This window comes from Allocatelliglobosispora scoriae (assembly GCF_014204945.1).
GTDB lineage: Bacteria > Actinomycetota > Actinomycetes > Mycobacteriales > Micromonosporaceae > Allocatelliglobosispora > Allocatelliglobosispora scoriae.
On record NZ_JACHMN010000001.1, the window covers coordinates 431572 to 455511 of the forward strand.

At 69.2% G+C, this 23940-nt stretch carries 32 protein-coding genes; 17 read left to right on the forward strand and 15 right to left on the reverse strand.

Annotated elements, in window-relative coordinates; translation table 11 throughout:
* Window positions 1-3: 3 nt before the first annotated feature.
* Window positions 4-1158, reverse strand: coding sequence for a hypothetical protein (locus tag F4553_RS01905; RefSeq protein ID WP_184831267.1), 1155 nt, complete (start codon window positions 1156-1158; stop codon window positions 4-6).
* A 159-nt stretch (window positions 1159-1317) separates the two neighbouring features.
* Here F4553_RS01905 and F4553_RS01910 point away from each other — a divergent pair, with 159 nt between their 5' ends.
* Together F4553_RS01910 and F4553_RS01915 are read left to right on the forward strand one after the other, a co-directional pair.
* Window positions 1318-3132, forward strand: coding sequence for a right-handed parallel beta-helix repeat-containing protein (locus F4553_RS01910; RefSeq protein ID WP_184831270.1), 1815 nt, complete (start codon window positions 1318-1320; stop codon window positions 3130-3132).
* A gap of 146 nt (window positions 3133-3278) precedes the next feature.
* Window positions 3279-3638 (forward strand): VOC family protein, encoded by a 360-nt coding sequence (locus F4553_RS01915; RefSeq protein ID WP_184831272.1) that lies wholly within the window; start codon window positions 3279-3281, stop codon window positions 3636-3638.
* 16 nt (window positions 3639-3654) lie between these two features.
* On the opposite strand, the gene F4553_RS01920 is transcribed toward F4553_RS01915, so the two are convergent.
* The 4 genes from F4553_RS01920 to F4553_RS01935 are packed head-to-tail and all read right to left on the reverse strand — an operon-like array spanning window position 3655 to window position 5509.
* On the reverse strand, window positions 3655-4440 hold the full coding sequence (locus F4553_RS01920) for an alpha/beta fold hydrolase (RefSeq protein WP_221469655.1): 786 nt from the start codon (window positions 4438-4440) through the stop codon (window positions 3655-3657).
* Complete coding sequence (locus tag F4553_RS01925; RefSeq protein ID WP_184831274.1) at window positions 4437-4868, reverse strand: SHOCT-like domain-containing protein; 432 nt, start codon at window positions 4866-4868, stop codon at window positions 4437-4439. Before F4553_RS01925 ends, F4553_RS01920 begins: the two co-directional genes overlap by 4 nt.
* Window positions 4869-4901: 33 nt before the next feature.
* Window positions 4902-5150 carry a hypothetical protein gene (locus tag F4553_RS01930; RefSeq protein ID WP_246465802.1) on the reverse strand — a complete coding sequence of 83 codons (249 nt, stop codon included), beginning with the start codon at window positions 5148-5150 and terminating at the stop codon, window positions 4902-4904.
* Window positions 5147-5509, reverse strand: coding sequence for a DUF2089 domain-containing protein (locus F4553_RS01935; RefSeq protein ID WP_184831275.1), 363 nt, complete (start codon window positions 5507-5509; stop codon window positions 5147-5149). The genes F4553_RS01930 and F4553_RS01935 overlap by 4 nt, the downstream gene beginning before the upstream one ends.
* 177 nt (window positions 5510-5686) lie before the next feature.
* Between F4553_RS01935 and F4553_RS40540 the strand changes: the two genes are divergently transcribed.
* Both F4553_RS40540 and F4553_RS40545 read left to right on the forward strand, forming a co-directional pair.
* Window positions 5687-6070 carry a hypothetical protein gene (locus tag F4553_RS40540; RefSeq protein WP_184831277.1) on the forward strand — a complete coding sequence of 128 codons (384 nt, stop codon included), beginning with the start codon at window positions 5687-5689 and terminating at the stop codon, window positions 6068-6070.
* Window positions 6071-6115: 45 nt separating this feature from the next.
* Window positions 6116-6382: a hypothetical protein gene (locus F4553_RS40545; protein WP_184831279.1), complete on the forward strand. Its 267-nt coding sequence runs from the start codon at window positions 6116-6118 to the stop codon at window positions 6380-6382.
* A gap of 3 nt (window positions 6383-6385) precedes the next feature.
* Here F4553_RS40545 and F4553_RS01950 read toward each other — a convergent pair whose 3' ends face one another.
* A complete protein-coding gene (locus F4553_RS01950) occupies window positions 6386-7147 on the reverse strand; it encodes a helix-turn-helix domain-containing protein (RefSeq protein WP_184833124.1) in 762 nt (253 codons plus the stop codon).
* 212 nt (window positions 7148-7359) lie between these two features.
* Here F4553_RS01950 and F4553_RS41655 point away from each other — a divergent pair, with 212 nt between their 5' ends.
* The 6 genes from F4553_RS41655 to corA (F4553_RS01975) all read left to right on the forward strand — a co-directional run bounded on the left by F4553_RS41655 (window position 7360) and on the right by corA (F4553_RS01975) (window position 12347).
* On the forward strand, window positions 7360-7491 hold the full coding sequence (locus tag F4553_RS41655; protein WP_281394929.1) for a hypothetical protein: 132 nt from the start codon (window positions 7360-7362) through the stop codon (window positions 7489-7491).
* Window positions 7492-8580: a methyltransferase domain-containing protein gene (locus F4553_RS01955; protein ID WP_184831281.1), complete on the forward strand. Its 1089-nt coding sequence runs from the start codon at window positions 7492-7494 to the stop codon at window positions 8578-8580.
* Window positions 8581-8838: 258 nt separating this feature from the next.
* Complete coding sequence (locus F4553_RS01960; RefSeq protein ID WP_184831283.1) at window positions 8839-9342, forward strand: PLL family lectin; 504 nt, start codon at window positions 8839-8841, stop codon at window positions 9340-9342.
* 295 nt (window positions 9343-9637) lie between these two features.
* Entirely contained in the window at window positions 9638-10636 is a 999-nt protein-coding gene (corA, locus tag F4553_RS01965) for a magnesium/cobalt transporter CorA (RefSeq protein ID WP_184831285.1), read from the forward strand.
* Between the two features lie 134 nt (window positions 10637-10770).
* Complete coding sequence (locus F4553_RS01970) at window positions 10771-10965, forward strand: hypothetical protein (protein ID WP_184831287.1); 195 nt, start codon at window positions 10771-10773, stop codon at window positions 10963-10965.
* 263 nt (window positions 10966-11228) lie between these two features.
* Entirely contained in the window at window positions 11229-12347 is a 1119-nt protein-coding gene (gene corA, locus F4553_RS01975) for a magnesium/cobalt transporter CorA (protein WP_184831289.1), read from the forward strand.
* 100 nt (window positions 12348-12447) lie between these two features.
* Here the strand turns inward: corA (F4553_RS01975) and F4553_RS01980 are convergent, their stop codons facing one another.
* Window positions 12448-13161 (reverse strand): VOC family protein, encoded by a 714-nt coding sequence (locus tag F4553_RS01980; protein WP_184831291.1) that lies wholly within the window; start codon window positions 13159-13161, stop codon window positions 12448-12450.
* Between the two features lie 156 nt (window positions 13162-13317).
* Between F4553_RS01980 and F4553_RS01985 the strand changes: the two genes are divergently transcribed.
* Window positions 13318-13800, forward strand: a complete 483-nt coding sequence (locus F4553_RS01985) for an RICIN domain-containing protein (protein WP_184831294.1) — start codon at window positions 13318-13320, stop codon at window positions 13798-13800.
* Between the two features lie 48 nt (window positions 13801-13848).
* Here the strand turns inward: F4553_RS01985 and F4553_RS01990 are convergent, their stop codons facing one another.
* Together F4553_RS01990 and F4553_RS01995 are read right to left on the reverse strand one after the other, a co-directional pair.
* A complete protein-coding gene (locus tag F4553_RS01990) occupies window positions 13849-14523 on the reverse strand; it encodes a GOLPH3/VPS74 family protein (RefSeq protein ID WP_184831296.1) in 675 nt (224 codons plus the stop codon).
* Window positions 14524-14619: 96 nt separating this feature from the next.
* Complete coding sequence (locus tag F4553_RS01995) at window positions 14620-14973, reverse strand: YciI family protein (protein ID WP_184831298.1); 354 nt, start codon at window positions 14971-14973, stop codon at window positions 14620-14622.
* A gap of 155 nt (window positions 14974-15128) precedes the next feature.
* Here F4553_RS01995 and F4553_RS02000 point away from each other — a divergent pair, with 155 nt between their 5' ends.
* A complete protein-coding gene (locus F4553_RS02000; protein WP_184831300.1) occupies window positions 15129-15659 on the forward strand; it encodes a DinB family protein in 531 nt (176 codons plus the stop codon).
* Window positions 15660-15750: 91 nt separating this feature from the next.
* The gene (locus tag F4553_RS02005; RefSeq protein ID WP_184831302.1) at window positions 15751-16140 is read left to right on the forward strand and encodes a hypothetical protein; all 390 of its coding nucleotides are present in this window, start codon (window positions 15751-15753) and stop codon (window positions 16138-16140) included.
* Window positions 16141-16189: 49 nt separating this feature from the next.
* On the opposite strand, the gene F4553_RS02010 is transcribed toward F4553_RS02005, so the two are convergent.
* Together F4553_RS02010 and F4553_RS02015 are read right to left on the reverse strand one after the other, a co-directional pair.
* Window positions 16190-17152 (reverse strand): tyrosine-type recombinase/integrase, encoded by a 963-nt coding sequence (locus tag F4553_RS02010; RefSeq protein WP_184831304.1) that lies wholly within the window; start codon window positions 17150-17152, stop codon window positions 16190-16192.
* A gap of 59 nt (window positions 17153-17211) precedes the next feature.
* Entirely contained in the window at window positions 17212-17829 is a 618-nt protein-coding gene (locus F4553_RS02015) for a TetR/AcrR family transcriptional regulator (RefSeq protein ID WP_184831306.1), read from the reverse strand.
* Between the two features lie 47 nt (window positions 17830-17876).
* Between F4553_RS02015 and F4553_RS02020 the strand changes: the two genes are divergently transcribed.
* Together F4553_RS02020 and F4553_RS02025 are read left to right on the forward strand one after the other, a co-directional pair.
* A complete protein-coding gene (locus tag F4553_RS02020; protein WP_184831308.1) occupies window positions 17877-18647 on the forward strand; it encodes an SDR family NAD(P)-dependent oxidoreductase in 771 nt (256 codons plus the stop codon).
* Window positions 18648-18743: 96 nt separating this feature from the next.
* Window positions 18744-19535: a DUF3592 domain-containing protein gene (locus F4553_RS02025; protein ID WP_184831310.1), complete on the forward strand. Its 792-nt coding sequence runs from the start codon at window positions 18744-18746 to the stop codon at window positions 19533-19535.
* Here F4553_RS02025 and F4553_RS02030 read toward each other — a convergent pair.
* The 3 genes from F4553_RS02030 to F4553_RS02040 all read right to left on the reverse strand — a co-directional run bounded on the left by F4553_RS02030 (window position 19532) and on the right by F4553_RS02040 (window position 22003).
* Entirely contained in the window at window positions 19532-19963 is a 432-nt protein-coding gene (locus tag F4553_RS02030; RefSeq protein WP_312875060.1) for a GNAT family N-acetyltransferase, read from the reverse strand. The genes F4553_RS02025 and F4553_RS02030 overlap by 4 nt on opposite strands.
* An 81-nt stretch (window positions 19964-20044) precedes the next feature.
* Window positions 20045-21046: a cation:proton antiporter gene (locus F4553_RS02035; protein WP_184831314.1), complete on the reverse strand. Its 1002-nt coding sequence runs from the start codon at window positions 21044-21046 to the stop codon at window positions 20045-20047.
* Window positions 21047-21052: 6 nt separating this feature from the next.
* On the reverse strand, window positions 21053-22003 hold the full coding sequence (locus F4553_RS02040) for a hypothetical protein (protein WP_184831316.1): 951 nt from the start codon (window positions 22001-22003) through the stop codon (window positions 21053-21055).
* A 103-nt stretch (window positions 22004-22106) separates the two neighbouring features.
* Between F4553_RS02040 and F4553_RS02045 the strand changes: the two genes are divergently transcribed.
* Window positions 22107-22478, forward strand: a complete 372-nt coding sequence (locus F4553_RS02045; RefSeq protein WP_184831318.1) for a hypothetical protein — start codon at window positions 22107-22109, stop codon at window positions 22476-22478.
* A gap of 152 nt (window positions 22479-22630) precedes the next feature.
* Here the strand turns inward: F4553_RS02045 and F4553_RS02050 are convergent, their stop codons facing one another.
* A complete protein-coding gene (locus F4553_RS02050; protein ID WP_376776159.1) occupies window positions 22631-23443 on the reverse strand; it encodes a Bax inhibitor-1/YccA family protein in 813 nt (270 codons plus the stop codon).
* A gap of 165 nt (window positions 23444-23608) precedes the next feature.
* On the opposite strand from F4553_RS02050, the gene F4553_RS02055 reads away from it, so the two are divergent.
* The gene (locus F4553_RS02055; protein ID WP_184831322.1) at window positions 23609-23869 is read left to right on the forward strand and encodes a hypothetical protein; all 261 of its coding nucleotides are present in this window, start codon (window positions 23609-23611) and stop codon (window positions 23867-23869) included.
* The last annotated feature ends 71 nt before the right edge of the window (window positions 23870-23940 follow it).

Sequence of the window (23940 nt, forward strand, 5' to 3'; positions counted from 1 at the left end):
CCGTTACGGCACCACCGTCCACCCGGGAGCGCCGGTGGTGAGGTAGACCGAGCCGCCCTTGAACGCGCCGGTCCTGGTGACCGCGGCGCCGCCGAAGCTGATGGCCTGCGGGTGGGTGACCTCGGTCGGCACGGTGGAGGCGACCAGCTTCGTCCCGGCCGGCGGGCCGTAGGGGCCGAATCCGAACTTCGGCGACGTGACCAGGTGCTCGGTGCCGCCGGTGATGGAGATCAGTCCGTTGTCGACACCGCTGCGGCCGGTCGCCGCCGGGTTGGTCATGCCGCCGTAGAACCAGCACCGGTCCAGGTGCACGCCCTGACCGCCGGTGATGATGATCTGGGCGCCCTGGCAGTTGTCGGCACCGGTACGCCCGGTGCAGTCGAACTTCGTACCGAGGAACTGAAGGTCGCCGTAGGACCCGTCGACGCGTACCCCCGTGGCGGTTTCGGTCGTGATGTAGATCTCGCCGAACCTGGACTCGCTCATGTGCGTGAAGTGGAAGTAGTACGCCGACGCGGGCAGCACCGGCGAGCTGATGTAGGAGCTGCCCTCGACGAAGTAGTAGTTGTCCGAGCCGCCCAGCTTGAACTGGGTGCCGGTGCCGTTGTTGCAGTACATCTTCTCGATCGAGCACCGCAGGTGCCGTGACTGCATCACCGAGCGGAACGCCTTGAAGCCGACCTCGCGCCACTTGCCGTCCTGGTGCAGCGGCCCGCCGCCGAGGTCGGCGGTCTGCTGGTGGAAGTCGTTGCCGCCGGTGCCCTGGAAGCAGATCCCCCGGATCGAGGTGTCCCGCACCGCGGTCGAGGCGAAGAGGTAGGCGCCGTTGACCTTGACGACGCAGGTGTTGCCGAACTCGTTCTCGGTGCCGCCGAGCGGCCCGGACCAGCGCATCCCCGGGAAGTAGGTGTAGGTGTTGTTCAGCGTGTAGGTGCGCGCGGAGAAGACGATGGTCGGCTTCAGGGGCGATGCCGCGGCGGCGGCCATCGCGGCGGCGAGCTTGGCGTCGTCGCCCGTGGGTGCCTGGCTGTCCACCTCGATGGTGCCGGAGGCGGTGTCGGCGAGAGCCGGTGCGGCTCCGACGAGCGCGCCTGCCGTGGCCCCGGCCGCGGCGACTCCGAGGACTTTGAACGCACTGCGGCGATTCGTGGAAGTCATGGCCGCCACGATTCCGCAGGCGCCGGGTGCCTGTCGTCAACCCGTCGGGGTCAACACGGGGCGGTATTGACTGCAACAAAACTGCATGCCTCAGCCCTTGCTCTGCGGAAAGCGCTTTCCGTAGGCTGGCGTCGATATCCGTCCCCACGGAGGTTCCCGATGCCCCGAACCGCTCCCCTCGCCGCCGCCCTGGCGGCCTGCCTCGCGGCCGCCGCCACGGCCGTCCTCGCCTTCGGCACCAGCGCCACCGCGGCGACCCTGTTCAGCGACGATTTCAACGACGGCAACTCCAGCGGCTGGTCCCAGTCCGGCGGCACCTGGTCCGTCGTCACCGACGGCACCCCGGCGCTGCGCCAGTCCAAGGTCGACAGCGACCTCGCCCGGCTCTTCGCCGGCACCACGACCTGGACCGACTACACCGTCGAAGCCCGCGTCAAACCGCTCGGCTTCGACGGCGCCGACCGCTTCCTCGGCCTGGTCGCCCGCTCGTCCGGCTCCACCTCCTTCGACCGGCTCGTGCTGCGCAACACCGGCCGCGCCGAACTCCAGGCCGTCCGCAGCGGCGCCGTCACCGTCCTCGGCTCGCTGCCGCTCACCGTCACCACCGGCACCTGGTACACACTGCGCCTGGAGGCGTCCGGCGGCACGATCCGCGGCTTCGTCAACGGCGTCGCCGCAGGTTCCGGCTCCAGCCAGTCGGCGACCGGCCGCATCGGCGTCCAGACGTTCCGCGCCACCGGGTCCTTCGACGACGTGATCGTCACCACCGGCGGCACCACCCCGTCGCCGTCGGCCTCCACGTCGGTGTCCCCACCGGCCTCGCCGTCCGCGTCGCCCTCGTCGCTGCCGAGCCAGTCGCCGCCCGCGGCCGGGCTCTACGTCGCGGTCAACGGCAACGACGCCAACCCGGGGACCATCGCCGCGCCGCTCGCCACCGTCCACCGGGCGGTCACGCTCGCCCAACCCGGAACCACCATCCAGGTACGCGGGGGAACCTACCTGCTCGCCACGAACATCCAGCTCCTCAAGAGCGGCACCGCAGCCTCCCCGATCACCATCACCGCGTACAACGGGGAGAAGGTCGTCCTCGACGGGGAGAACCTGCCCTACACCCCCGGGGCCGTCGACAGCAGCATCCCGCGCGCCGACCGGGGAGCGATCCACATCGAGGGCGAGTACTGGCGCCTGATCGGCCTGGAGATCGTGCACGGCGCCTACGGGATCTTCGGCGTCGACACCAGCTACAACGTCTTCGACCGGCTGACCACCCGGGACAACTACGAGAGCGGCCTGCACCTGCAGGGCGCGTCGGGCAACAACCAGATCCTCAACCTCGACAGCTACGGCAACCGCGACCCTCGCAAGAACGGCGAGAGCGCCGACGGGCTCGCCATCAAGGAGGGCTCCGGCACCGGCAACGTCGTGCGCGGTGCCCGCCTGTGGAACAACTCCGACGACGGCTTCGACGCGTGGGAGTTCCTGTCGCCGGTCGTCATCGAGTCGAGCGTCGCCTACGGCAACGGCTACAACCGGTGGAACATCCCCGACTACACCGGCGACGGCAACGGCTTCAAGCTCGGCGGCGGCGATGTCGACCTGCCCGCAGCGCACGTCGTACGCAACAGCATGGCGTGGAGCAACTCGGCCGGCGGGTTCATCGACAACGCCAACCCCGGTGCGATGGTGATCGAGCGCAGCACGTCGTGGCGCAACGGCGGCAACGGGTTCGACTTCGCCGACGCGGACGCCACCCTGACCAGGAACGTGTCGGCGGGCAACGGGACGGCGGTGTCGCTGGGGTCGAACTCCTCGGGCAGCGGCAACTCGTGGGACCTCGGCGGCACCTGGAACGACGCGTCGTTCACCAGCACCAACGCCGCGACGATCACCGGTGCCCGGACGGCGAGCGGGTCGATTCCCGGCTCGAACTTCCTGTGGCCGGCCAACGGTGCCGACGCGGGCGCCCGCCTCTGAACACCGCGTCCCGGAACGCGGACGCTGGGGTAGCGGTAAACCGCTACCCCAGCGGTGGATGTGGTGCGTACGGTGTGGCCGTGGGCCGGTGATCGCGCGCAGCGGCCGCTCACGGAGACAGCCGCGCGGACACGAAGGAGCGACCAGTGCCAGGCGCCAAACTCCGAGGGGTGACCCTGGACTGTGCCGACCCGCAGTCACTGGCGGGCTTCTACGGTGCGCTGACCGGGATGAGCGAGCTGTTCAGTTCGGATGAATTCGTCGCCCTGACGGACGGCTCCGGCTGTGACCTGGGGTTCCAGCGGGTTGCCGGATACCGGCCCCCGCAGTGGCCGGGTCAGGACGTGCCGCAGCAGCTCCATCTGGATTTCCGCGCCGACGACCTCGATGCGATGGAAGCGCTGGCGCTGGAACTCGGCGCGGCCAGACCGGACCGTCAGCCCGGCGACGGACGCTGGCGGGTGCTCCTGGACCCGGCCGGCCACCCCTTCTGCCTGACACCCTGACATCGGGCCTCCTCCGTCAGAGCGAGACCTCGGCTGCGACCTCGCGGACGGTCCGGGCGACGGCGGGGGAGTCGTGGCGCAGGATCTTGCTGTGGTTGCTCGCGACCCTGGCGCTCACCGTCAGGTTCGGGTTGCGGGCGAGCACCGGCTCGAGAGTGGCCCGCCCCTGGTCCATCTCCCCGCCCTTGGACCCGAGGCTGTCGCCGGTGGCCAGGACGAACCGCACCGGGCAGGTCAGCCGCTCCAGGACCGGCACGCTGGCGGCGGCGATCTCGTTGAGCTCGATGTTGACGTCGGCGTGCTGGGCGGCGGTCATCCGCGCGGCCAGGCCCAGGCGGGCGGCGACCGGGAAGAAGAACCGCATCCGGCGGAACAGCTTGCGGATCTGCTCCTGGCCCGCCGCGCCGGTCACCCCGACCGGGAAGGCGTCCACGATCACCGCCGCTTGGACCCGGTCCGGGTGCCGGTCGGCCCAGTGCCAGGCCAGGATGCCGCCGTAGGACCAGCCCACCAGCAGCGGCCGGTCCACGCCCCTGGCCCGCAGCACCGCGTCCAGGCCGCGGATGCTGCCCTCGAACGAGTAGTCCGCCGACCGTTTCGACCGGCCGCGGGCGCGCTCGTCGTAGGCGATGTGCCGGAAGCCGCTGCCCAGATCGGCGATGACGCGCTTCCAGTGCGACTGGTCGGCGTAGGCGCCGTTGAGGTAGACCACGGGCCGCCCGGGGCCACCGGTGTCGGTCACGTAGAGCGCGGTGTCGTCGACCGGCACCATGCCGGCCCAGGCGGACCGATCGGTGCTCATTCGCAGAACACCTGCACCTTGGTGCCGGGGTCGTCGACGTCGACGGTGAGCTCGTCGAGGTGCTCGATGAGCTCCTCGATGTGCTGCGGCTTGAGCTGGGTGATGTCGATCGGGACCCCGGACCTGGTCAGCTGGGCGTTGATCTGGGTGAGCGCCTGCGGTGGGACGAGGCTGGTGAGCCGCACCCCGGCGCGCAGCAGTTGGAGCGGGACCCGGATGTTGACCCGGACCGGTCCGTCGCCGCCGGGGTTGTCCTCCGAGTTCACCACCACCCGCAGGTACTTGGGCCGGGGCTTCGGGCGCGACGCCGCTCCCGCCGGCGACACGGGCTGTTCCCGTTCGAGGGCGCTGATCAGCCGCTCCGCCTCAGCTGCGGTGATTTTGCCCGCCGCCAGCATCTCCAGGACCTGGCGCCGCTGCTCGCTCATGGTCGTTGCACTCCCTCTCTGCTCATCTGACGCTCACCAGCACGGCCGTCTGGCCGTCGTCGATCTCGAACCGGGCGCCGGGCAGCGCGCACAGCAGCGCCCCGCGCCCCGCAGCGCGCCCACCGGACTGATCCGGAAGACGAGGCAGGCGACCAGCCCGGCCAGCACGACGATCAGCAGCAGCGGGGACAGCAGCAGCACGACCGGAATCACCGGGACGTGCAGCCGCAGCCAGCGGCCGTCGCGGCGGCGCTGGCGGTAGGTCACCAGCTGCGGCATCATCGCGACCGCTCCAACTCGGCCAGCGCCTCCTCGACGCTGATCTCCCCCCGCCGCAGGCGCTCGACGACATCGCCGCCGGTGGGCGCCGGGTCGGTCTCGACGAAGTCCAGCTGCTCGCCGATCCGGTTGAGCCGGGCCTTGATCGTCGGGTAGCTCACCCCGAAGATCCGCTCCATCTCCTTGATCGAACCGTGCGACCGGACGAACGCGGCGACGAAGACCTGGTCGTCGCCGCTGAGCTGGGCCAGCTGCGGCGGCTCGAACTGCCCCTCGACCGCGACACCGCTGCCGGTGAGGCGGACCCGCTCGACGACGAACGGCCGCCCCCGCGTCAGATCCGTCAGCTCCTGCCAGTCCACTCTCGGCTCCTTGCCTGCATCGCGGTGCTCATAGTTAATTTGTAGCTTGAGTTTCTCAATATTGCAACGCCAAAAAATTGATTTTCCTCATGACGGCGGCTGGTGTGGTCGCCGACAGGGTGCCCCAAGCACGGAAATGGTGTCGTCGAACGGCGCCCGGGATGGCAGTCTGCCGGTGTGTTCGAGATGCCGCCGGAGAGCTACCTGTGGACCTACGACCTCATCTCGCCCGACGAGGCCGTACGCCGCCGTGCGCTCGCCCGGCACCAGGCGCTGCTCGCCGCGGCGGCGGAGGCGCTGCATTGGTCGAACCGGGTCTGGGCGCAAGCCGGCACCCCGGCACCCGCCGAGCCGCACCTCGCCGCCGAGATGGACCAGGCCCGGGCCGATCGCCGCTGGCACGAGGGCCAGACGATCTTCGGCGCGCACGACGCGTTCTTCGACCGCTGGACCGGCCCCGCATACCCGCTGCCGTACGCCCCCTATGTCGCGCTCTACCTGCGGTGGGAGATGGAGCACCCGGACGAGTGGGGAGCGCGCGAATCGAACAGGTGGTCGTGATGGGGAGCGAAGGAGGGGATTCTCGGGCGGCTCGCCGACGACGGTGTGCCTGAGGAGATCCGGCCGCAGATCGTCGACCTGATCATCGCAGCGCTCCAGCGGACCTACCGCTGCAAGGACTGGCTCTTCGCCCGCCTGGTCCGACACGTCGCGGACGAACAGTTCACCGACCGGATCGAGGCCCTGTCGGATGCCGACGATCCGGTGGTGCGGTTACGCGCGCAGTTCATCCTCCACGTCGCCCGGCACCCGGAGCAGCGCGTCAGGTACGTGAGCTGGCGGCGTTGGCTCGCCTCCGCCGCAGGGACCTGAGCTTCAGGCTTCCGGTGGGCGGTTGTAGCTGTTCAGGGTGGCCTTGCTGGTGGAGGCGTCGTAGAAGACGAGCTCCCAGGGCCCTGTGTTGACATCCATCTCCTTGCCGAAGCCGACCCACCTACCGGCGATACGCCGACCGGTCGGCTCGGCGAGCATCTGGATCGCGCCGTGATAGCGAGCGCCGCGGTAGTAGCCCTCGGCCGCTGTCTGCTCCACCCATGTTCCGGTGACGACACTGCCGTCCACGGTCAGGTCCATGGTCAGTGGCGAGTTCGGATTCGAGGAGCCGTTCGGCAGGGATCGGACGGTGAGCCGGTCGCCGTGCTGGAGGATCACCACATGGTGCAGGCCGGTGAAGATTCCTCCGCGTCCGCTGGACTGGTACTCGTAGCGGGACAGCCACACGCCGGAGTAGTTGCGGTGCGTGCCGGTCGAACCAGCGGTGAGAGCCGCGCCGTTGGCGACCGGCGCAACGGTCGCGTCGCCGTCGGTCAGATCCGAGCCGGGAACCGGGACGGTGAATCCCAGCGATGCGAGCGGAAGCCCGGTGACGGCCTCGAGTGCGCGAGCGTACGTCGGGCGCGGGCTGACGATCAGTCCGGCTTCCCAGCGTTGGACGAGGCGCTTGTTGGCATCGTTGGGCTGGCCGGCACTGTCGCCGACAGCCCGGATGGCTTTGGCGAAGTCGTCCTGACTCATCAGCATGCCCATACGGACAGCTCTCAGCGTCGAGTTCGGCGTCACTGTCATGGCAATCACCATACGCTCGATGTCGCCTAAATGACGCCCCTGATGACGCCGGAATGTCGCCCACAAAGACGCCGCGCCGCGGAACATCGCCGCATAGCTTTATGTCAATGCAATGCTGGTGTCGGTCAAGGCACCCGCTGGCAAATCCTGAAGCAGGCAGCGGCACGAAGCCAGATCCGACCTGGCACATCCTCCGGTCCTACAGTGAAGGGAAACGGCGAGCGATGGCCAAGCACGAAAAACCGAATGACCAGAACAATCCCAACCAGCAGGTTGACGGCGGGAAGAGCAAGGACCAGGTCGACCCGAACAAGTGGGTGGACCCGGACGCGGGCAAGGGAAAGCGGGGTAAGTAGGTGAGCACGCGACAGGAGCTGGCGGCCGTGCTCGGCGACCAGCTCCCTCCAGAGTGGCGAGCGGCGTTCGATGAGGTCCCCCGGGAGTTATTCGTCCCCGACGTCGGCTGGGTGGTCGAAGACAACGGCGCGGATTCGATCCCGGTCAACCGCGCTGTCGCCGAATCCGATTGGCTGGCCGGTGTCTACTCCGACGCGGCGTTCGTCACCCAGCACGAAGGCGGTCGAGCCACCTCGTCGAGTTCCAAACCGAGCATGGTGTTCGCCATGCTCGGTCACTGCGATCTCCGGCATGGGCAGTCCTTCCTGGAGATCGGCACCGGTACCGGCTGGAACGCCGGCCTGGTCGCCCGACGCATCGGCGACGGCAACACGACCAGCATCGAGATCGACGCCCCGGTAGCCGCGCGGGCGCGGGAGAATCTGCGCCGGGCCGGGCGCTCGCCCCTGGTGGTCACCGGTGACGGCGAGCAGGGCTACAAGCCGAACGCGCCCTATGACCGCGTCGAGGCGACCTGCTCCGTCCGCAGCGTCCCGCGGGCCTGGGTCGAGCAGACCAGACCCGGCGGATTGATCGTCGCCCCGTGGGAGACCGCCTCGGCCGGGCTGCTGCTCAAGCTCTCCGTCGACGGCAGCCGTACGGCGGCGGGGAGGTTCGTCGGTACCGCCGGGTTCATGACTCTGCGCAGCCAGGACCGGGTGATCGGTGGCGAGCCCGACGACTTCGACGAGCTCGCCACCGTCGGCAGTACCGATCTCGACGCCCCGGAGGTGGTGTCGGGGCACGCCCGTACCGCCGTCGGCCTGCTCATCCCGGACATGCGCATGACCATGGACATCAACGACGACACCGGCTACCTCGAGCAGTTGTGGTTCCTGGCTCCGGACGCCTGGGCTGCGGTCGACCCCTACGACGGCACGGTCCGCCAGGCGGGGACCCGCCGGCTCTGGGACGAGGTGGTGTCGGCGCACGCGTGGTGGGCCGAGGCAGGCGAACCCGAGTACACCCGGTTCGGCGTGGCCGTCGACACCGTCACCGGCGGGCAGTGGACCTTCCTCGACGACCCTGCCCGCACCGTCCCCGTGTGAACGGTGGCGGGGCCGCCGGATCGGCCGCAGCACGTCGAGGCGCAATGGCGGCAACGGGTTCGACTTCGCCGATCCCGGCTCGAATTTCCTGTGGCCGGTCAACGGCCGACGCGGGCGCCCGCCTGTAAGTCCAGGTGTCCCGGAACACCTGGTGTCAGTACTGAACAGTGGGTTAAATCCACCTTATTTACATTGACGCATGCAAATTAAATGGGCGAAGGTGGGCGTATCGATTTCCAATTCACGGGAGGGAAAATCGTGAAGGTAAACGCACGCCGCATCGCAGGTCTCTGTGCCGCGGTCGCCGGACTCGTCCTCGTGTTCGCCGGACCGGCCGCCGCCACCGCGGATCGAGCGGCACCGCCGTCGTCGATCCGGGTGGTCGCAACCAAGATCACTGTTGCCGGGGCCAACGGCGAGAGCCGGGTACCCCTCGTCAGCTGCTCCGGGGTGTCGATCACCCGCGGCGCCTACACCGGCGCCGTCTGCTACGGCACCAACATCCTGGACGTTCTGTGGAGCGACGGCCGCTGGCAGACGTTCGTCGTCGGGACCACCTCGTCGAACAACATCTACAACATCTGGCAGCGCTGGGCGGGCGACTCGTCCTGGAGCGGCTGGGCACCGGTCGCCGGCAACGGCACCGCCATCAACGGCGTGTGGCTCGCGGACGACTCGCCGCTGACCATCAAGGTCGTCGGGACCGACAGCCGCTACTGCAACACCTGGAACCCGAACTGGAGCGGCTGGTACAACTGCTGATCCGTCAGCACTCCAGCCGTCAGTGACAACAGCCGGCGCGACTCGATCCGAGTCGCGCCGGCTGCCTGTCGAGTACTACGACCATGCCGCCGCCGAGCACCGTGATCACGGTGTCGTCGATCGCGTGGAACCCCGACGCCACGCACGGCTGGGCCCAGTGCGCCGACCGCAGGTGCACCGACACCCTGCACCGCCGTCTGGGGACCCTCACCGCAGCGCGGGCGATCGCCGTGCACGATGTGCGAGGAGCGCGATTATCGGCACGGCCAGGCGTGACAGGTGATCTGATGAGGCGATGAGCTCGCAGTGGCTGGTCGGGTGCGCCGTCTACGTCGACGGGCAGCGGCTGGAGCAGCCGGTGACCTACCTCGACGCGCTGGACGTGGCGACCGAGCACGACGGGTTCGTGTGGCTCGGCATCCGCGACCCGACCGCCGACGAGTTCTCGCTCGTCGCCGACCGCTACGGGCTGCACGAGCTCGCCGTGGAGCAGGCGGTGACGACCCGCCACCGGCCCAAGATCGAGCGCTTCGGCGACGTGACCTTCTTCGTGCTGCGCACCACCCGGTATGTCGAGCACGCGCAGCTGACGGAGACCTCCGAGGTGGTCGAGACCGGCGAGGTGCTGATCTTCCTGGGGGAGCGGTTCGTCATCACGGTCCGCCACGGCGAGCCCGGCGACCTGGCGACGGTCCGGTCCGATCTGGAGAAGCGCCCCGACCTGCTGGCGTGGGGGCCGTGGTCGGTGGCGCACGCGGTCTGCGACCGGCTCGTCGACTCCTATCTGGTCGTCGCGCAGGAGTTCGAGACCGACCTCGACGAGCTGGAGGAGCGGGTCTTCGGCAACGCCCCGGCGAGCCGGGCGGCGCAGATCTACCAGCTCAAACGCGAGCTGATGGAGTTCAAGCGGGCAGTGGCGCCGCTACAGCGGCCGATGGCCGCGATCATCGAGGACCGGGCGCTGCTGCCCAAGGAGGTCCGCAAATACTTCGGCGACGTCAACGACCACCTGCTGCGGACGGTCGAACGCATCACCGCCTACGACGAGCTGCTCAACTCGATCCTGCAGGCCCGGCTGGCGCAGGTCTCGGTGGACCAGAACAACGACATGCGCAAGATCGCCGCGTGGGCGGCGATCGCGGCCGCCCAGACGGCGATCGCCGGGGTCTACGGCATGAACTTCGACTTCATGCCCGAACTGCACTGGCGGTACGGGTACGCCGGGGTGATGGCGCTGATGGCCCTGGTCGCGGTCGGGCTCTACCGGGCGTTCCGCCGATCCGGGTGGCTGTAGAGCCGGGTACCTCTGGGTAACCGTGCCATTACCCGACGCGCGTCCATCATCTACATTGAGGCCCACACATATGACTCCGCAGGCACGCGGCCCCCTCGAACCGGCCGCTCCTGGCGGGGTGGTGGGAGGAAACAGTGCCAACCGTGGTGGGTAACTGGCTCTTGGACGCACCGGCGTCCGACGGCGTCGTCTGGCTGACGGTGGGGTGCCTCGCGTTGACCGGGGTCGCCGTCGTCGCCCTGGTCCTGCATCGCGAGCACGAGCACGAGCGCGAACTCGCGAACGACACCGAGCCTGAGGTCCCCGGCCCGCCGGAGGAGCCGAGCTGATCACCGCCGGGTGCGGCGGGAACGCCGCACCCGGCCGTCCGGTCCTGGCACCGCGACACCCGCGTTCAGGGAACACCGGTGTCGGTCGCCCCCTAACAGGAGAGATTCTCACACCGCCGGGGCTGGGCTCCCGCCGCCGCACCCGGCAGCGGGACGGGCACCGCGCCCGCCCGCCGAACCGCACCCGACCAGCGCAGTTGGACGGTGATCGCCGCGATGGAATGATCACGGCAGGTGACGACAACCGCGAGAGGTGGTGGCAGATGGCCGAGCGAGGCGCATGGCGGATCGCAGGCAGGCCCGTCGGAGCGTGGGCGGAGCCGATGCGCCGCGTCGTCTCCCGCATCCTGCCCGGCGACGACGACCCCGCCGCCCCCGACATCCCCGCCGGCGAATGGCTCGTCGACTGCGCCGTCTACGTCGACGGCAGACGGCTGCCCAACGAACCCGACTTCCGCGCCGCGCTGCGGACCGCCGCCCGCGAGGACGGCTTCGTCTGGCTCGGCGTCCGCGACCCCACCCAAGCCGAGTTCCAGCAGGTCGCCGATGTCTTCGGCCTCCACGAACTCGCCGTCGAGGAAGCCGTCACCGCCTCCCACCGACCCAAGATCGAACGGTACGGCGACGTCACCCTCTTCGTCATGCGCACCACCCGCTACCTCGACCACCCGTTCCTGTCCGAGACCTCCGAAGTGGTCGAGACCGGCGAAGTCCTCGTCTTCATCGGCGACCACTTCGTCATCACCGTCCGCCACGGCGCACCCGGCGAACTCGCCACCGTCCGCGCCGACCTGGAGAAACGCCCCGACCTGCTGCGTTTCGGACCCTGGTCGGTCGCGCACGCCGTCAGCGACCGCCTCGTCGACAGCTACCTCGAGGTCGCCCACGGCTTCGAAGCCGACCTCGACGTTCTCGAGGAACACGTCTTCTCCCAGGTCACCAGCGACCGCATCGCCCACATCTACCAGCTCAAACGCGAACTCATGGAGTTCAAGCGCGCCGTCGCCCCGCTGCAGCGCCCCCTCGCCGCCATCGTCGAGGACAAGGACCTGCTCGCCAAGGAGATCCGCCGCTACTTCCGCGATGTCAACGACACCCTGCTGCGCGTCGTCGAACGCGTCGCGTCCTACGACGACCTGCTCAACTCGATCCTGCAGGCCCACCTCGCGCAGGTCACCGTCACCCAGAACAACGACATGCGCAAGATCGCGTCCTGGGCCGCCATCGCCGCCGCGCAGACCGCCATCGCCGGGGTCTACGGCATGAACTTCGACTACATGCCCGAACTCCACTGGCGCTACGGCTACCCGGTCGTCTTCCTGCTGATGGTGGTCAGCGCCTACTCCCTGCACCGAGCCTTCCGCCGCTCCGGCTGGCTGTAGGGGGCCGCTGGCGGCGTTGCTCGTCGCCTTGTGTGCACGCAACGCACACGGCGGCGCCGTGCACCCTGCCAGCGGCCCACTGACGGGCCCCCTACGCGCTTCATTCCGTCCAGATCAGGCAGAAGGGCTTGCCGGCCGGGTCGGCGTAGACCCGCCAGTTCTCACCCGCACCCGGCAGCCGCGTCGCGCCGATCGCCAGCGCCGCCCGCTCCGCCGCCTCGATCTCGGCGACCGTGACATCCAGGTGCAGCTGCTGCGGGCGCGCCGGATCCGCCCACGACGGCGCCGCATAAGCCTCCACCTGCTGGAACAGCACCGGCTGCGCGCCGTCGTCACCGACCATCGCCATCCCGTCACCCGCAAAGGTCACCGGCTTGCCGAGCAGCTCCGCATAAAACCCCGCCAGCTCCTTCGCATCGGGACAGTCCAGCATCACCCCCATCAGGGTGGTACGCGGATCCTCCGCCCGCAAGCACAGGTCAAACGGGTGACCGGCCGGATCGGCGAGCGTATGCCACGACTCGTTCTCCCGCAGCAGCGTCGCACCCAACCCCACCGCCAAAGCCGTCCCCGCCGCCAGATCCGGCACCCGGAAATCCAGATGCGCCTGCTGCGGAAACGCCGGATCCGGCCAGCGCGGCGCCACCAGGTCCGGCGCCGCCTGCAACCCGACCCGCCAGCCGTCATCCGTCGTCAACGTCACCCACTCGTCGTCGGCGTAACGCTGCGTCCACCCCGCCAACCCCGTATAGAACGCAGACAGCGCCGCGATATCGGGCGCATCGAGCACCACCGTCTTCAGCTCACCGATCATCGCCCCATCCTTCCCGACGCAGCGGCAACCTGCTCGCCATCACCCGAAACGGGGGCACCCGCGACACCGCTCGAAATAACCACCCGATGATGTATCTGGACGGCCCCACCGCCCCCCTCACCTGACACACCGCCGACAGTGAAGGAACACCACCCCATGAAGCACCGCCTACGGCGAGCAGCCCTCGCCCTCAGCACCGTCCTGCTCGCCGTCACCGGGTTCGCAGCACCCGCGTCCGCCAACGGGCCGACCCTCGTCCAGAACCGCTACAGCGGCCTGTGCATGGAGGTCCCCTACAGCCGCACCGACAACCTCGCCCCCATCAGCCAGTACACCTGCACCGGCATCGCCACCCAGAAGTGGTACTACAGCACCACCACCCACCTGGTCATGAACCAGAACAGCGGCAAATGCCTGGACCTGCTCAACTGGAACACCGCCGACGGCGCACCCGTCGTCCAGTACACCTGCACCGGCGGCATGAACCAGCACTGGCTGCTCAACCCGTCGACCGGCATGATCTACAACGAGTACAGCGGAAAATGCCTGGAGATCACCGGCGGCCGCATCGACAACTTCGCCCCGATCGGGCAGTGGACCTGCTACGGCTGGCAAACCCAGAAGTGGTACTTCAGCTGAACCCCGACGGTCGTGCCCGTCCGGCAACGGATGGGCACGACCGAGCCGTCACGAACCGGCCGACGTCGCCGCAGACGTAGCGGCCGTGATCGCGATCGTCGCCGCCAACGCCGCCTGCACCTGCTCGATCGCCTTCTTCGCCGCCGCCGCACCCCAGTTCCCGGCCGTGATCTCCGCGACGCGCGCCTTCGTCTGCTTCGCCGGGCGGTCCGGGAACACCCTGCGCACCGCACCCACCGCTTCGACCAGCGCCATCAGCGCCGCCGTCCGCTGCGCCACCGGACCCGCCGTGTCGAGCGCCGCACCCAGCTCGAACCGCACCTGCGTCTCGGCCGGCGCCTCCGTGCCGACAGCCGCCGGATAACGGGTACGCGGGAACACCCACAGCACCCGATCCGACTCCGCCCGCAGCACACCCGCCTCGACCAGCCCGGCAAGCACCCGCTCACGCAGCCCCTTGCTGAGCCGGGAGATCCAGTCCTCGGGCTTGCGGGCCTTCGGATCGGCGGCGATCACCGCCAGCGCCGCATCGGCGAGCACCTCACCCGTCGGGCGGGAGTCCAGCACCACCACCCGCTTGTCCACCACGTCGACCCGGCCCTCCAGGGTCAGGGCCACCAGGAGCGCACCCGCGAGACCGTAGTCCAGACCCGGTTGCCCCACCGAGTTCGCACCCTCGGCGTTATAGGCCAGCAGCAGCAGATCCTCAGCCAGGCTCGTCATGAACCCGAGCATAGATCCACTCCGCCGGCGCTGCGACCGCTCAGCCGGGGGCGCACGGACCGCCCCGTGTCGGTCGTACACCCCCGGCCGACCCGCTCAGTCCGTCCAGAACGCCCGCAGCTCCAGAACCCCGCCCCGCGACATCGGATGCTTCGCCGCGATCTGGATCGCCTCGTCCAGATCCGCGCACTCGATCACATCGAACCCCGCGATCAGGTCCTTCGTCTCCGCGTACGGGCCGTCGGTCAGCAGCACCTCACCGTTCACGACCCGGACCACCGTCGCATCGCTGCCCGGCCGGACCCGGTCACCCATCAGCCGCGCACCCCGGCCGTCCATCTCCTCCACCCACGAGTCGATGTCGACCTCCACCGGGGCGACCCCCGCCGGCCGGCCCGCCTCGACAACGGCGCCCTTGTCCTCGACACACACCAGCATCAGGTACTTCATCTCAACCTCCAGCTCGGAAAACCACACTCCCACGAGTGCATCCACCCCTACGACGAACGGGACACCCCGATAACGACACCAACCACGGCCCGAATCGTTCGCAGACTGTCCCGACGCTTGCGGACCGCGCCCCGCAACCCGCCTAACCTGGCCCTATGGATCTGTCCGAGGCCACCCTCACCCTCTCCAAGACACCCGCGGTCGTCGCAGCCCTGCTCACCGACCTGCCACCCGCATGGGTCCACCGCGACGACGGCCCCGGCACCTGGAGCGCCTACGACATCGTCGGCCACCTCCTGCACGGCGACGCGACCAACTGGGTACCCCGAGCACACCTCATCCGCACCCACGGCACCGAACGCGCATTCGAACCGTTCGACCGGGAAGCGATGCTGCGGCACGCACCCGAACCCGTCGCCGACCTCGTCGACCAACTCCACACCGCCCGCCGGACCAGCCTCACCGAACTCGCCTCATGGCACCTCACACCGGCCGACCTGGACCGCCGCGGCACCCACCCCGAGCTCGGCGACGTCACCCTCGGGCAGCTGCTCGCGGCATGGGTGGCACACGACCTCACCCACCTCGCACAGATCGCCGAGGTCCTCGCCGGCCGCTACCGCCACGACGTCGGCCCCTGGCGCGCCTACATGCCGGCACTGGACCGCAGCGCAGCCGCCGAATAGCACGTGATCAAACTGGAATCCGCCGAGCTGGACACTCCGCGGCCGGATCGGTGATGCTGACGCACTCAACTGACAACGGGGAGCATTCTCAGTGCGTCGAACCATCATCCTGGCCGCATTCACCAGCGCTATCCTCCTCACCGGGACGGCCTGCGGCAGCATCTTCACGCTGCGGGTCCTCTACTCCGGCTTCGCCAAGGGCACCTACAAGGGCGGCACGACATCGATGTGGAAAGTGCTGGTCGACCTCAAGGCCGACATCAGCTCTTACCAGGCGTACCTGAAGAAGATCCTGCCGACCGTGACCACCGCCGAGCTGAAGGCCGCGATCACCTCGGACATCGCCGCCTGGGCGAAGCACACGGCGGCGCTGAAAGCCGCCGGGACGGACTACAAGGGCAAGGTGCTCGCGACGCTCGACGGCATGCAGACCGCCGTCAGCGACGACGACAGGTTCGGCCACCTCTGCAGCCCCAGCTGACCGACCACACCGGGACGCGGGTAGCAGTGTGGTGCTACCCGCGTCCATCTCAGCCCAGCCCGCGCAGCGCCCGGTTGGTGCGGTTGGACAGCACCGCAGCCCGCTGCTGCTCCGCCGTCGAGTCGATGTAGTTCTGGCTCGTCGCCAGGCTCGCATGCCCCAGCAACCGCATGATCTCCACCGCCGACGCCCCGTCCTCGGCCAGCCGCGTCGCGAACGTGTGCCGCAACGAGTGCAGCTGCGCACCGCGCGGCACCCGGTCGGTGATCTGCGCCCGCCGGAAGCACGACTTCACCAGATACTGCATACCGCCGCGCAGCAGCTGCTCGCCGTGGCGGTCCACGAACAGGGGAGAGCTGCGCAGCACCGCCCGCGACCCGAACTTCGACCGCCGGGACGCCAGATAGGCCTCCAGCACCGCGTCGAGGTCGTCGCTGATCGGGATCGTCCGCGGCTGACCACCCTTGCCCAGCACGTCGACCCGCCGCTCGCCGGGCCGACCCGCGATCGAGCCGACCCGCAGCGACAGCAGCTCCGCCGAGCGCAGCCCCGCGCACAGCGCCAGCGCCAGCACCGCCAGGTCCCGCTCGGGCCACGGGTGCCGGGCGTTCGGGTCGGCCTCCGACACGGCGGTGAGCAGGTGCTCCGGGGTCTGCTCACCGCGCAGCGGTTTCGGCGTGGCGAGGGGGGAGCGGGGCTTCGCGATGCCCGACATCGGGTTGCCGGGCACCACCCCGTCGGTGACGAGGAACGTGAAGAACGCGTTCCACGTCGACCAGGCCCGGCGGATCGAGGCGACGGACCGGGGGAGGGCGAACTCGGCGAACGCCGCCCGCAGCGCCTTGACGGTGCAATCATCGAGGCTGAGCTGGGGGAGTGGCCCGAGGAGGTCACCGATCGTGGTCAGATCCCGGCGATAGGCGGCGAGGGTGTGCGGCGACGGCTTGCGGGTGCCGCGGTCCGCGAGGAACTCCTCGAAGAGGACGATCAGCGCTCGGTTCGATTGGTGCATAAGGGATATTATGCACCAATTTAGCACGCATGTCCACAATGGAAGTTGAATTCGCGCAGCTAAACGGCGCCGTACCGGGCGAGGAACATCTCCGTCAGCGGCTCGACCAGCGACGTGAAACGAGTCCCGTCGGCGGGCTCGTTGCCCAGATGCAGCCCGATCACCCCGGCGAGCAGCACCAGCCAGACCCGGCCCGCCTCGACCAGGTCGGCATCGGGGCGCAGGGCACCGCGCTCGGACAGCCCCGCCAGGGTCCGCTGGAGCTGATCCATCACGCCCGCCGCAGCACCGGCCGCCCGCACCGACGGCTCCCAGCCCGGCACCGGCCGCCAGAATATGAGCTGCGCCTCACTCGAGTGCTCCACCGACCACCGGACGAACTCCGCGCCCGCGTCGCGCAGCACCGCGAACGGCTCCGTCCCGGGCGCGACGAAGTCCGTGTAGCGGCCCATCGCGAGCAGCAGCCCGGCCCAGCCGCGCACGAACAGCTCGTCATAGAGCGCCGCCTTGCTGGGGAAATAGACATACAGCGACGGCGGTTTGATCCCCATCCGGCGGGCCACCTCGCCGAGGCTGACGCTGCCCGGGCCGGACTCCGCCATGATCTCCAGCGCCGTCGCGACCACCTCGTCGCGGGTTTCCAGGTGCCGCGTCTGGCGGCGGTCAATCGTACTCATGCCCGAAGGTTATCCTAACGGCATTAGGAAATGCTAGCGTGTGCTCCATGACCTACCTGGGGGAGCTCTTCTCACTGGCCGGCCGTACCGCCCTCGTCACCGGCGGCAGTTCCGGCATCGGCCTCGGCATGGCCGAGGCACTCGGACGCGCGGGCGCCGCGGTGGTCCTGGTCGCCCGCCGCGAGCGCGAGCTCGCAGCGGCAGTCGACACCCTCGCCGGGTACGCCGTGACCGCCACCGCCATCAGCGCCGACCTCGGCGAACGCGCCGACGTCAACCGCGTCATCGCTACCGCCGCCGACCACTTCGGCGACATCGACATCCTGGTGAACTCCGCAGCCGTCAACATCCGCCCGCCGATGGGTGAGCTGACCGACGCCGACTGGGACCTCAACCACGCCGTCAACGTCACCGCCCCCTACCTCCTCGGGCAGGCCTTCGGACCCCGGATGGCCGAGCGCGGCTGGGGCCGGATCATCAACATCGGCTCCCAGCAGGCCGTGCGGGCCTTCGGCAACAGCGGGATCTACGGCGTCGCCAAAGCCGCCATCACCGGCCTCACCCGGTCCCAGGCCGAAGCGTGGTCCCCGCACGGCGTCTGCGTCAACACCGTCATGCCCGGCTTCGTCATCACCCCGCTCGCCGCTCCGCACCTGGCGGTCCCCGGCCGCGTGGAGGCGCTCGCCGCCCGCACCATGACCGGCCGCAACGGCCTACCGCAGGACTTCGCCGGCACCACGGTCTTCCTGGCGAGCGACGCGTCGTCCTATGTCACCGGCCAGACCATCTACGTCGACGGCGGTTTCTCCGTCCACTAACTGAATTTTAATGCTGGACACGCCGCTGAAACCGCAACAGAAGTCAGGATCAACTCGCGAGCGGCGAGCCCCCCGAGCCGGGACTAGGATTCCCCGGTGGATCCATCCGCCCCCCGGCGCCTCACCCTCGCCCGCATCGCCGGCATCGGCTGCGCAGCACTTCTCACCCTGGCCGCCGGTCGTCTGCTCGTCGACGGCATCACCATCCAGAACGAGGCCGGAGCCGAGAGCGCGGGGTCGGCGCTGCGGATCGTCGGTGGGCTGCTGCTCGCCATCACCGGTCTGACCTGGGCCGGTGGCCTCTGCTACCGAGGCGGCACCGCCGGTCGGCTGCCGCTGGGCCTGGTGCTGTGGATCTGCCTGAGCTTCGGCCTGCTCGGCGGCTACTGGGCGAACCGGTCACCGGTGATGCTGATCGTGGTCGCGGTGACGCTGCCCTTCGCCGTCCTCTCCGTGGTGATGCACGAGCGGTGGCGGGCCCGGCAGCTCGGGCGCGAGCAGCGTGACGAGGGACGCGTCGCGGCTCTGACCGCTCGAGGTGTGATCTCCTCGGGGGTGGTCATCGGTGTTCAGCAGACGGGCCGGACGTCCGGTGAGGATCCCGAGCTGCTGCTGAACGTCCGGTTCACCGTGGACGGCAGCGAGCGGACCGGTACGGCGACCGCGTTCTACCCCGAGCACGACCTGCCCCGGAGCGGTGACCAGGTCATCGTCCGCTACCTGCCTGAGGACCCGGCCGTCGTGGACATTCAGGAGAACCGGGTCCCGGTGGTGCCTGCTCCCGCCGGGGGCCTGTCGCTGGAGTTGGAGCGGCTGGCCCGCCTGCACCGTGACGGCAGCCTGACCGACGGGGAGTTCAGCGCCGCGAAGTCCCGGCTCCTGGGCTAGGCGTCGGCTTCCGAGACCTGTTTCCACAGCAGGAGCCGGCGGTGGTGGCGGAAGCCTGCGCGTTGGTAGAAGTCGACGGCGCGGCGGCCGGAGTGGACGGTCACGTGGAGCAGGCCACGGGCGGCGGCCTCGGCCAGGATCGCGGCGATCAGCGCGCTGCCGATGCCGCGGTTGCGGTGCTCCTCGCGTACCTCGACGGACTGGACGTCGCCGTAGCGCCGGTCCAGTGAGGCGTTGCCGGGCACCCGTTCGGCGACGTGCAGCCAGGCGGCGCCGACCACGGACCCGTCGACCTCGGCCACGAACGGCAGGTGTGTCTCCGCGTGGGCGTCGACCCAGCCCGTGTAGGCCGCGAGGTTGTCCGCGTCGATGCCGCGCAGTTCGGCGAGCGCCGCCGCGTCCGCCGTGCCGGCCTTCCTGATGATCACCCGCCGGAGTGTAGGCGAGCCGCGCGTACGGAGTGACCCTGACTTTTGTTGCAGTTTCAGCGGCGTGTCCAGCATTAAAATTCAGGGGTGGTCGTGGGCCCGGTTGACCGCTGCGTGGGTCAGGTTGGTGGCGACGATCGCGGGGGCGACGATCGCGGCGATGCCGGTGAAGGTCGACTCCAGGCGCAGGGCGAGGATGATCGCGGTGATGCCGTTCTGCTGGGCCAGGGCCAGGTGCCACCGGTCCTGGCGGGGCAGGCCCTTCGTGAGCAGCCACCCGACGGCGATCTGGGCGGTGAACGCGGCCAGGCCCAGGGTGGCGCCCTGGACGAGGGCGATCGGTGCGGTCAGGCCGGTCAGCAGGACACCGACCAGGACCGCCGCCGCCAGCAGGGCGCCGGTGGTGAGGCGGGGCAGCCATCGGTCCAGCCATCGGGGGCGGGCGAACAGGCCGACCAGGGCGAGGCCCAGCATCCAGAGCTGCCACACCGCGACGCCCGCCGCGAGCGCGACCAGCGCGGTGACGGCCCATTCGCGGGTGCGGACCAGCCGCCACACCAGCCATGCGACGGCGGCGAAGGCGAGGTTGAGGGCGAGGTCGGCGGCGATGGAGAGCGGGTCGTGGCGGGCGGTGGAGTCCAGGGCGATCGCGGCGACGTAGACGGTGAGGATCACCGTCACCGGGTCGTCGAAGGAGGACCAGGCGGCGAGGATCGTCTTCGCGCGGGGCGTCATCCGGTCGTCGCCCATGAGTGCGGCCACCGACAGCGGGTCGATCTGGGCGACGACGACGCCGAGGAGCAGGAAGAGCGGGTCCTGCCAGGCGAGGGCGAGCACGGTGCCGATGAGGGCCGCCTTGGCGACGACGCCGACGGTGACGGCGGTGGCGATGAGCCTGCCGTCCTGGCGGGCCGAGGGCAGGTCGATGCCGTATGTCGAGCCGTAGAGTCCGATGGCGAGCAGGGCCGCCGTACCCACCAGGTAGCCGGCGGTGTCGGGGAGGTCCGCCACGTGCAGGCCGGTGACCCACGCGATGGCCGCGCCGAGGCCGACGGCGGCGATGAGGGCCGCGAAGCGTCGCACGGCGGGTCAGACCGTGCGGACGCGGTTGACGGGGAGCAGGCCCCGGATGGCGCGGAGCTGGTCGGTGAGGTGTTCGAGGTCGTCGTCGGTGCGGTGGATCTGCTCCTGGTCGAGGGTGACGCCGATGACGTGCAGGCGGGGCGAGCTGCTGACGAGGTAGTAGTAGATCGCACCCTGCTCGACGTCGAAGACGAGGCGCACCAGGGGGCCGGTCTCCAGGACGGAGAACTTGGTGTTGAGGTCGGCGAGCAGGTCGATGATGGTGGGTCCGTAGTCGTTGTACTGCTCGCGGCGGACGGCGTGGGTGGTCTCGATGGGGGCGAACTTGGTGAGCTGGTCGAAGACGTCGACGTTGAAGATGCGGTGGCCGCCCTCGTAGTAGGCGACGTAGTGCAGCCGGTCGAGGGTGAGGGCTTCGCGGCAGGCGTCGAAGGCCTGCTGGTGCTTGGGGCCGTCGAAGCGGGCGGGGATCTTGGTGAAGGCGAGGCGTTCGATGGGCAGCGGTCGGCGCTGGGCGGGGATCTCGGCTGACGGGGCTTCGGCGACGGGGGCTTCGACGCGGAAGTAGAACCAGCCGATGGTGAAGGTGGCGAGGCCGAGGACGAGGGTGGTCATGCCGACGATGTCCTGGACCATGTCGGCGGACAGGACATCGGGGATCGCGGCGAGCAGGAAGCCGTGCACGGCGGCGGCAAGGCCGCTGAAGAGCAGGAACGCGGCGCGGGCGCGCTGGAAGAGCTTCCGGCCGGCCTGGGAGGCGTAGAGGATGGCCGCGCTGAAGCCGAGCAGGAGTGCGGTGAGGGCGGTGCGGAAGAAGTTGAAGGGCTCGTCGTTGAGGACGGCCAGCAGGATCTCGCCGAGCAGCGGCAGGACGAAGGAGCTGGCGAGGATCGCGGCGAACCGTTCGGCCCAGGCGGTCCGTGGCGGAGGGACGTTGTCGCCCGGGCGGGTTGGCATCCGTGCATCTTAATGTGGGCAGAGATCGATATGGGTACGGGTGGAGAGGGGCACGCCTTACCATCGTGACTGTCGGTCATGCTTGATATACGGGGGGTAAGTCGTGAGTGTGCGGACGGATCTGAACGGGAAGCGGTTGCGGGCGCCGGGTGACAAGGCTGTTTACCTGGTCTTCGACGGCAAGAAGAGCCACGTGAAGAACCAGGAGATCTACCTGCGGCTGTTCCCGGACGACTGGGCGGGGATCGAGGACACCCCGGAGGTGGCCGAGATCGACGAGGGCCAGGTGATCGAGGACGCCTACCTGGCGCAGTCCGATGCCGAGGACAAGACGTACTTCGTCGCGAACGGCTGGAAGCGCTACATCTCGAATGCTGACGTGTTCTCACGTTATGGCTTCGTGAAGGACAAGGCCCGGCCGACCGCGCAGGCGGATCTCGATGCGCTGCCCGAGGGCGACCCGCTCACGACGTAGGGCGCGTAGAGCGCAGTTGAGGCGGTGGGGAGCGTTCCCCACCGCCTCAACTTTACATAATGCACATTATCGAACCGCGCATGCGGTTCGATAATGTGAGTCCGTTACCCAACTCGCTGCGCTCGTTCGGTAACGGACTCCTTCGTGTGGTTCTAGTCTCGGCCGCGCAGGTAACTCAGAAGGCGGAGGACCTCCAGGTAGACCCAGACCAGGCCCAGGAGGATGCCGAAGGCGCAGTACCAGGAGGCCCTGGTGGGCAGGCCCTGGGCGACGCCGCGCTCGACCTCGTCGAAGTCCAGGACGAAGGTCATCGCACCGATGATGATCATCACGATGCTGAAGCCGATCGCGAGCATGCCGCCGTTGCCGTTGGCGTCGCCGCGCAGGCCGGTGTAGATGCCGAAGAAGCTCAGCACCCAGTTGACGAGCATAACGACGACCGCGCCGATCAGCGCACCGACGATCATCTTGCGCAGGCGCGGGGTGGCCCGGATCGCACGGCTGGTGTAGAGCAGGGCCATGACGCCGAAGATGGCGAACGTCGCGATCGCGGCCTGCAGGACGATGCCGCCGAACCGCTCCTCGTAGAACTTGCTGATCAGACCGATCGCCACGCCCTCGAACACGGCGTAGGCGATGATCAGCGGCGGGCTGGTGACCCGCTTGAAGCCGATGATGAGACCGATGACCAGCGCGATCACCAGGCTGCCGATCATCGCGATGCCGGTGTACTTCTCCGGCAGCAGCGTCCAGGCGGCGGCACCGGTGATGCCGAGCACGGCGAGCAGCGCGACGGTCTTGATGACCACGTCCTCGACCGTCATCCGGTCGGTGCGGTCGACGACGACGGGTCCGCTGGTCGTGACGGTGCCCGGCTGGTACCAGCCGGACTGCCCGTAGGAATTGGTCCCGGGCTGAGTTTGAGGTGTCAAATGAGTGAAGACAGGATTCGAGCTACGGCGCATGCCCTCCATAGTGCCATCCCATGACCAGTCCTGCCTGGCTCCGGGTGGGCCTCTCCCCCGGCGTTGCGGCTGATCAATGCGTGACATAACGATCGGCATGGGCGTTCGGCAATCGACCTATCGACCGATGTCATCGGCTGGGCGGGCTGGCATATCGTGCGTTGCGTGGCGGATTCGGCGAGTTCGGGCGCGCTCGTGATCGGTGTGCTCGGCGGCGTGCTGGGCACGATCGTCTGGCTGCGCTGGCGGGGCACGAAAGCCGCCTACGGCGGGTGGAAGACGGCCCGTGCCGGCATTCCGAAGGCGAAGGCCGGGCGTGGCAAGGCGCGTACGGCGTTCGGGCTGGCGGTGCGGGGCCTGGTCATCGCCCTGGTCATCTTCGTCGTCTACGTCATCGCCACGTCGACGGCGATGTTCAAGGGCTGACCGGCTTTTTCCATCGGCATTCGAGCCACCCGTCCAATGGTCGCCTTCTGAGCGTGTATTTCACTGTGCCA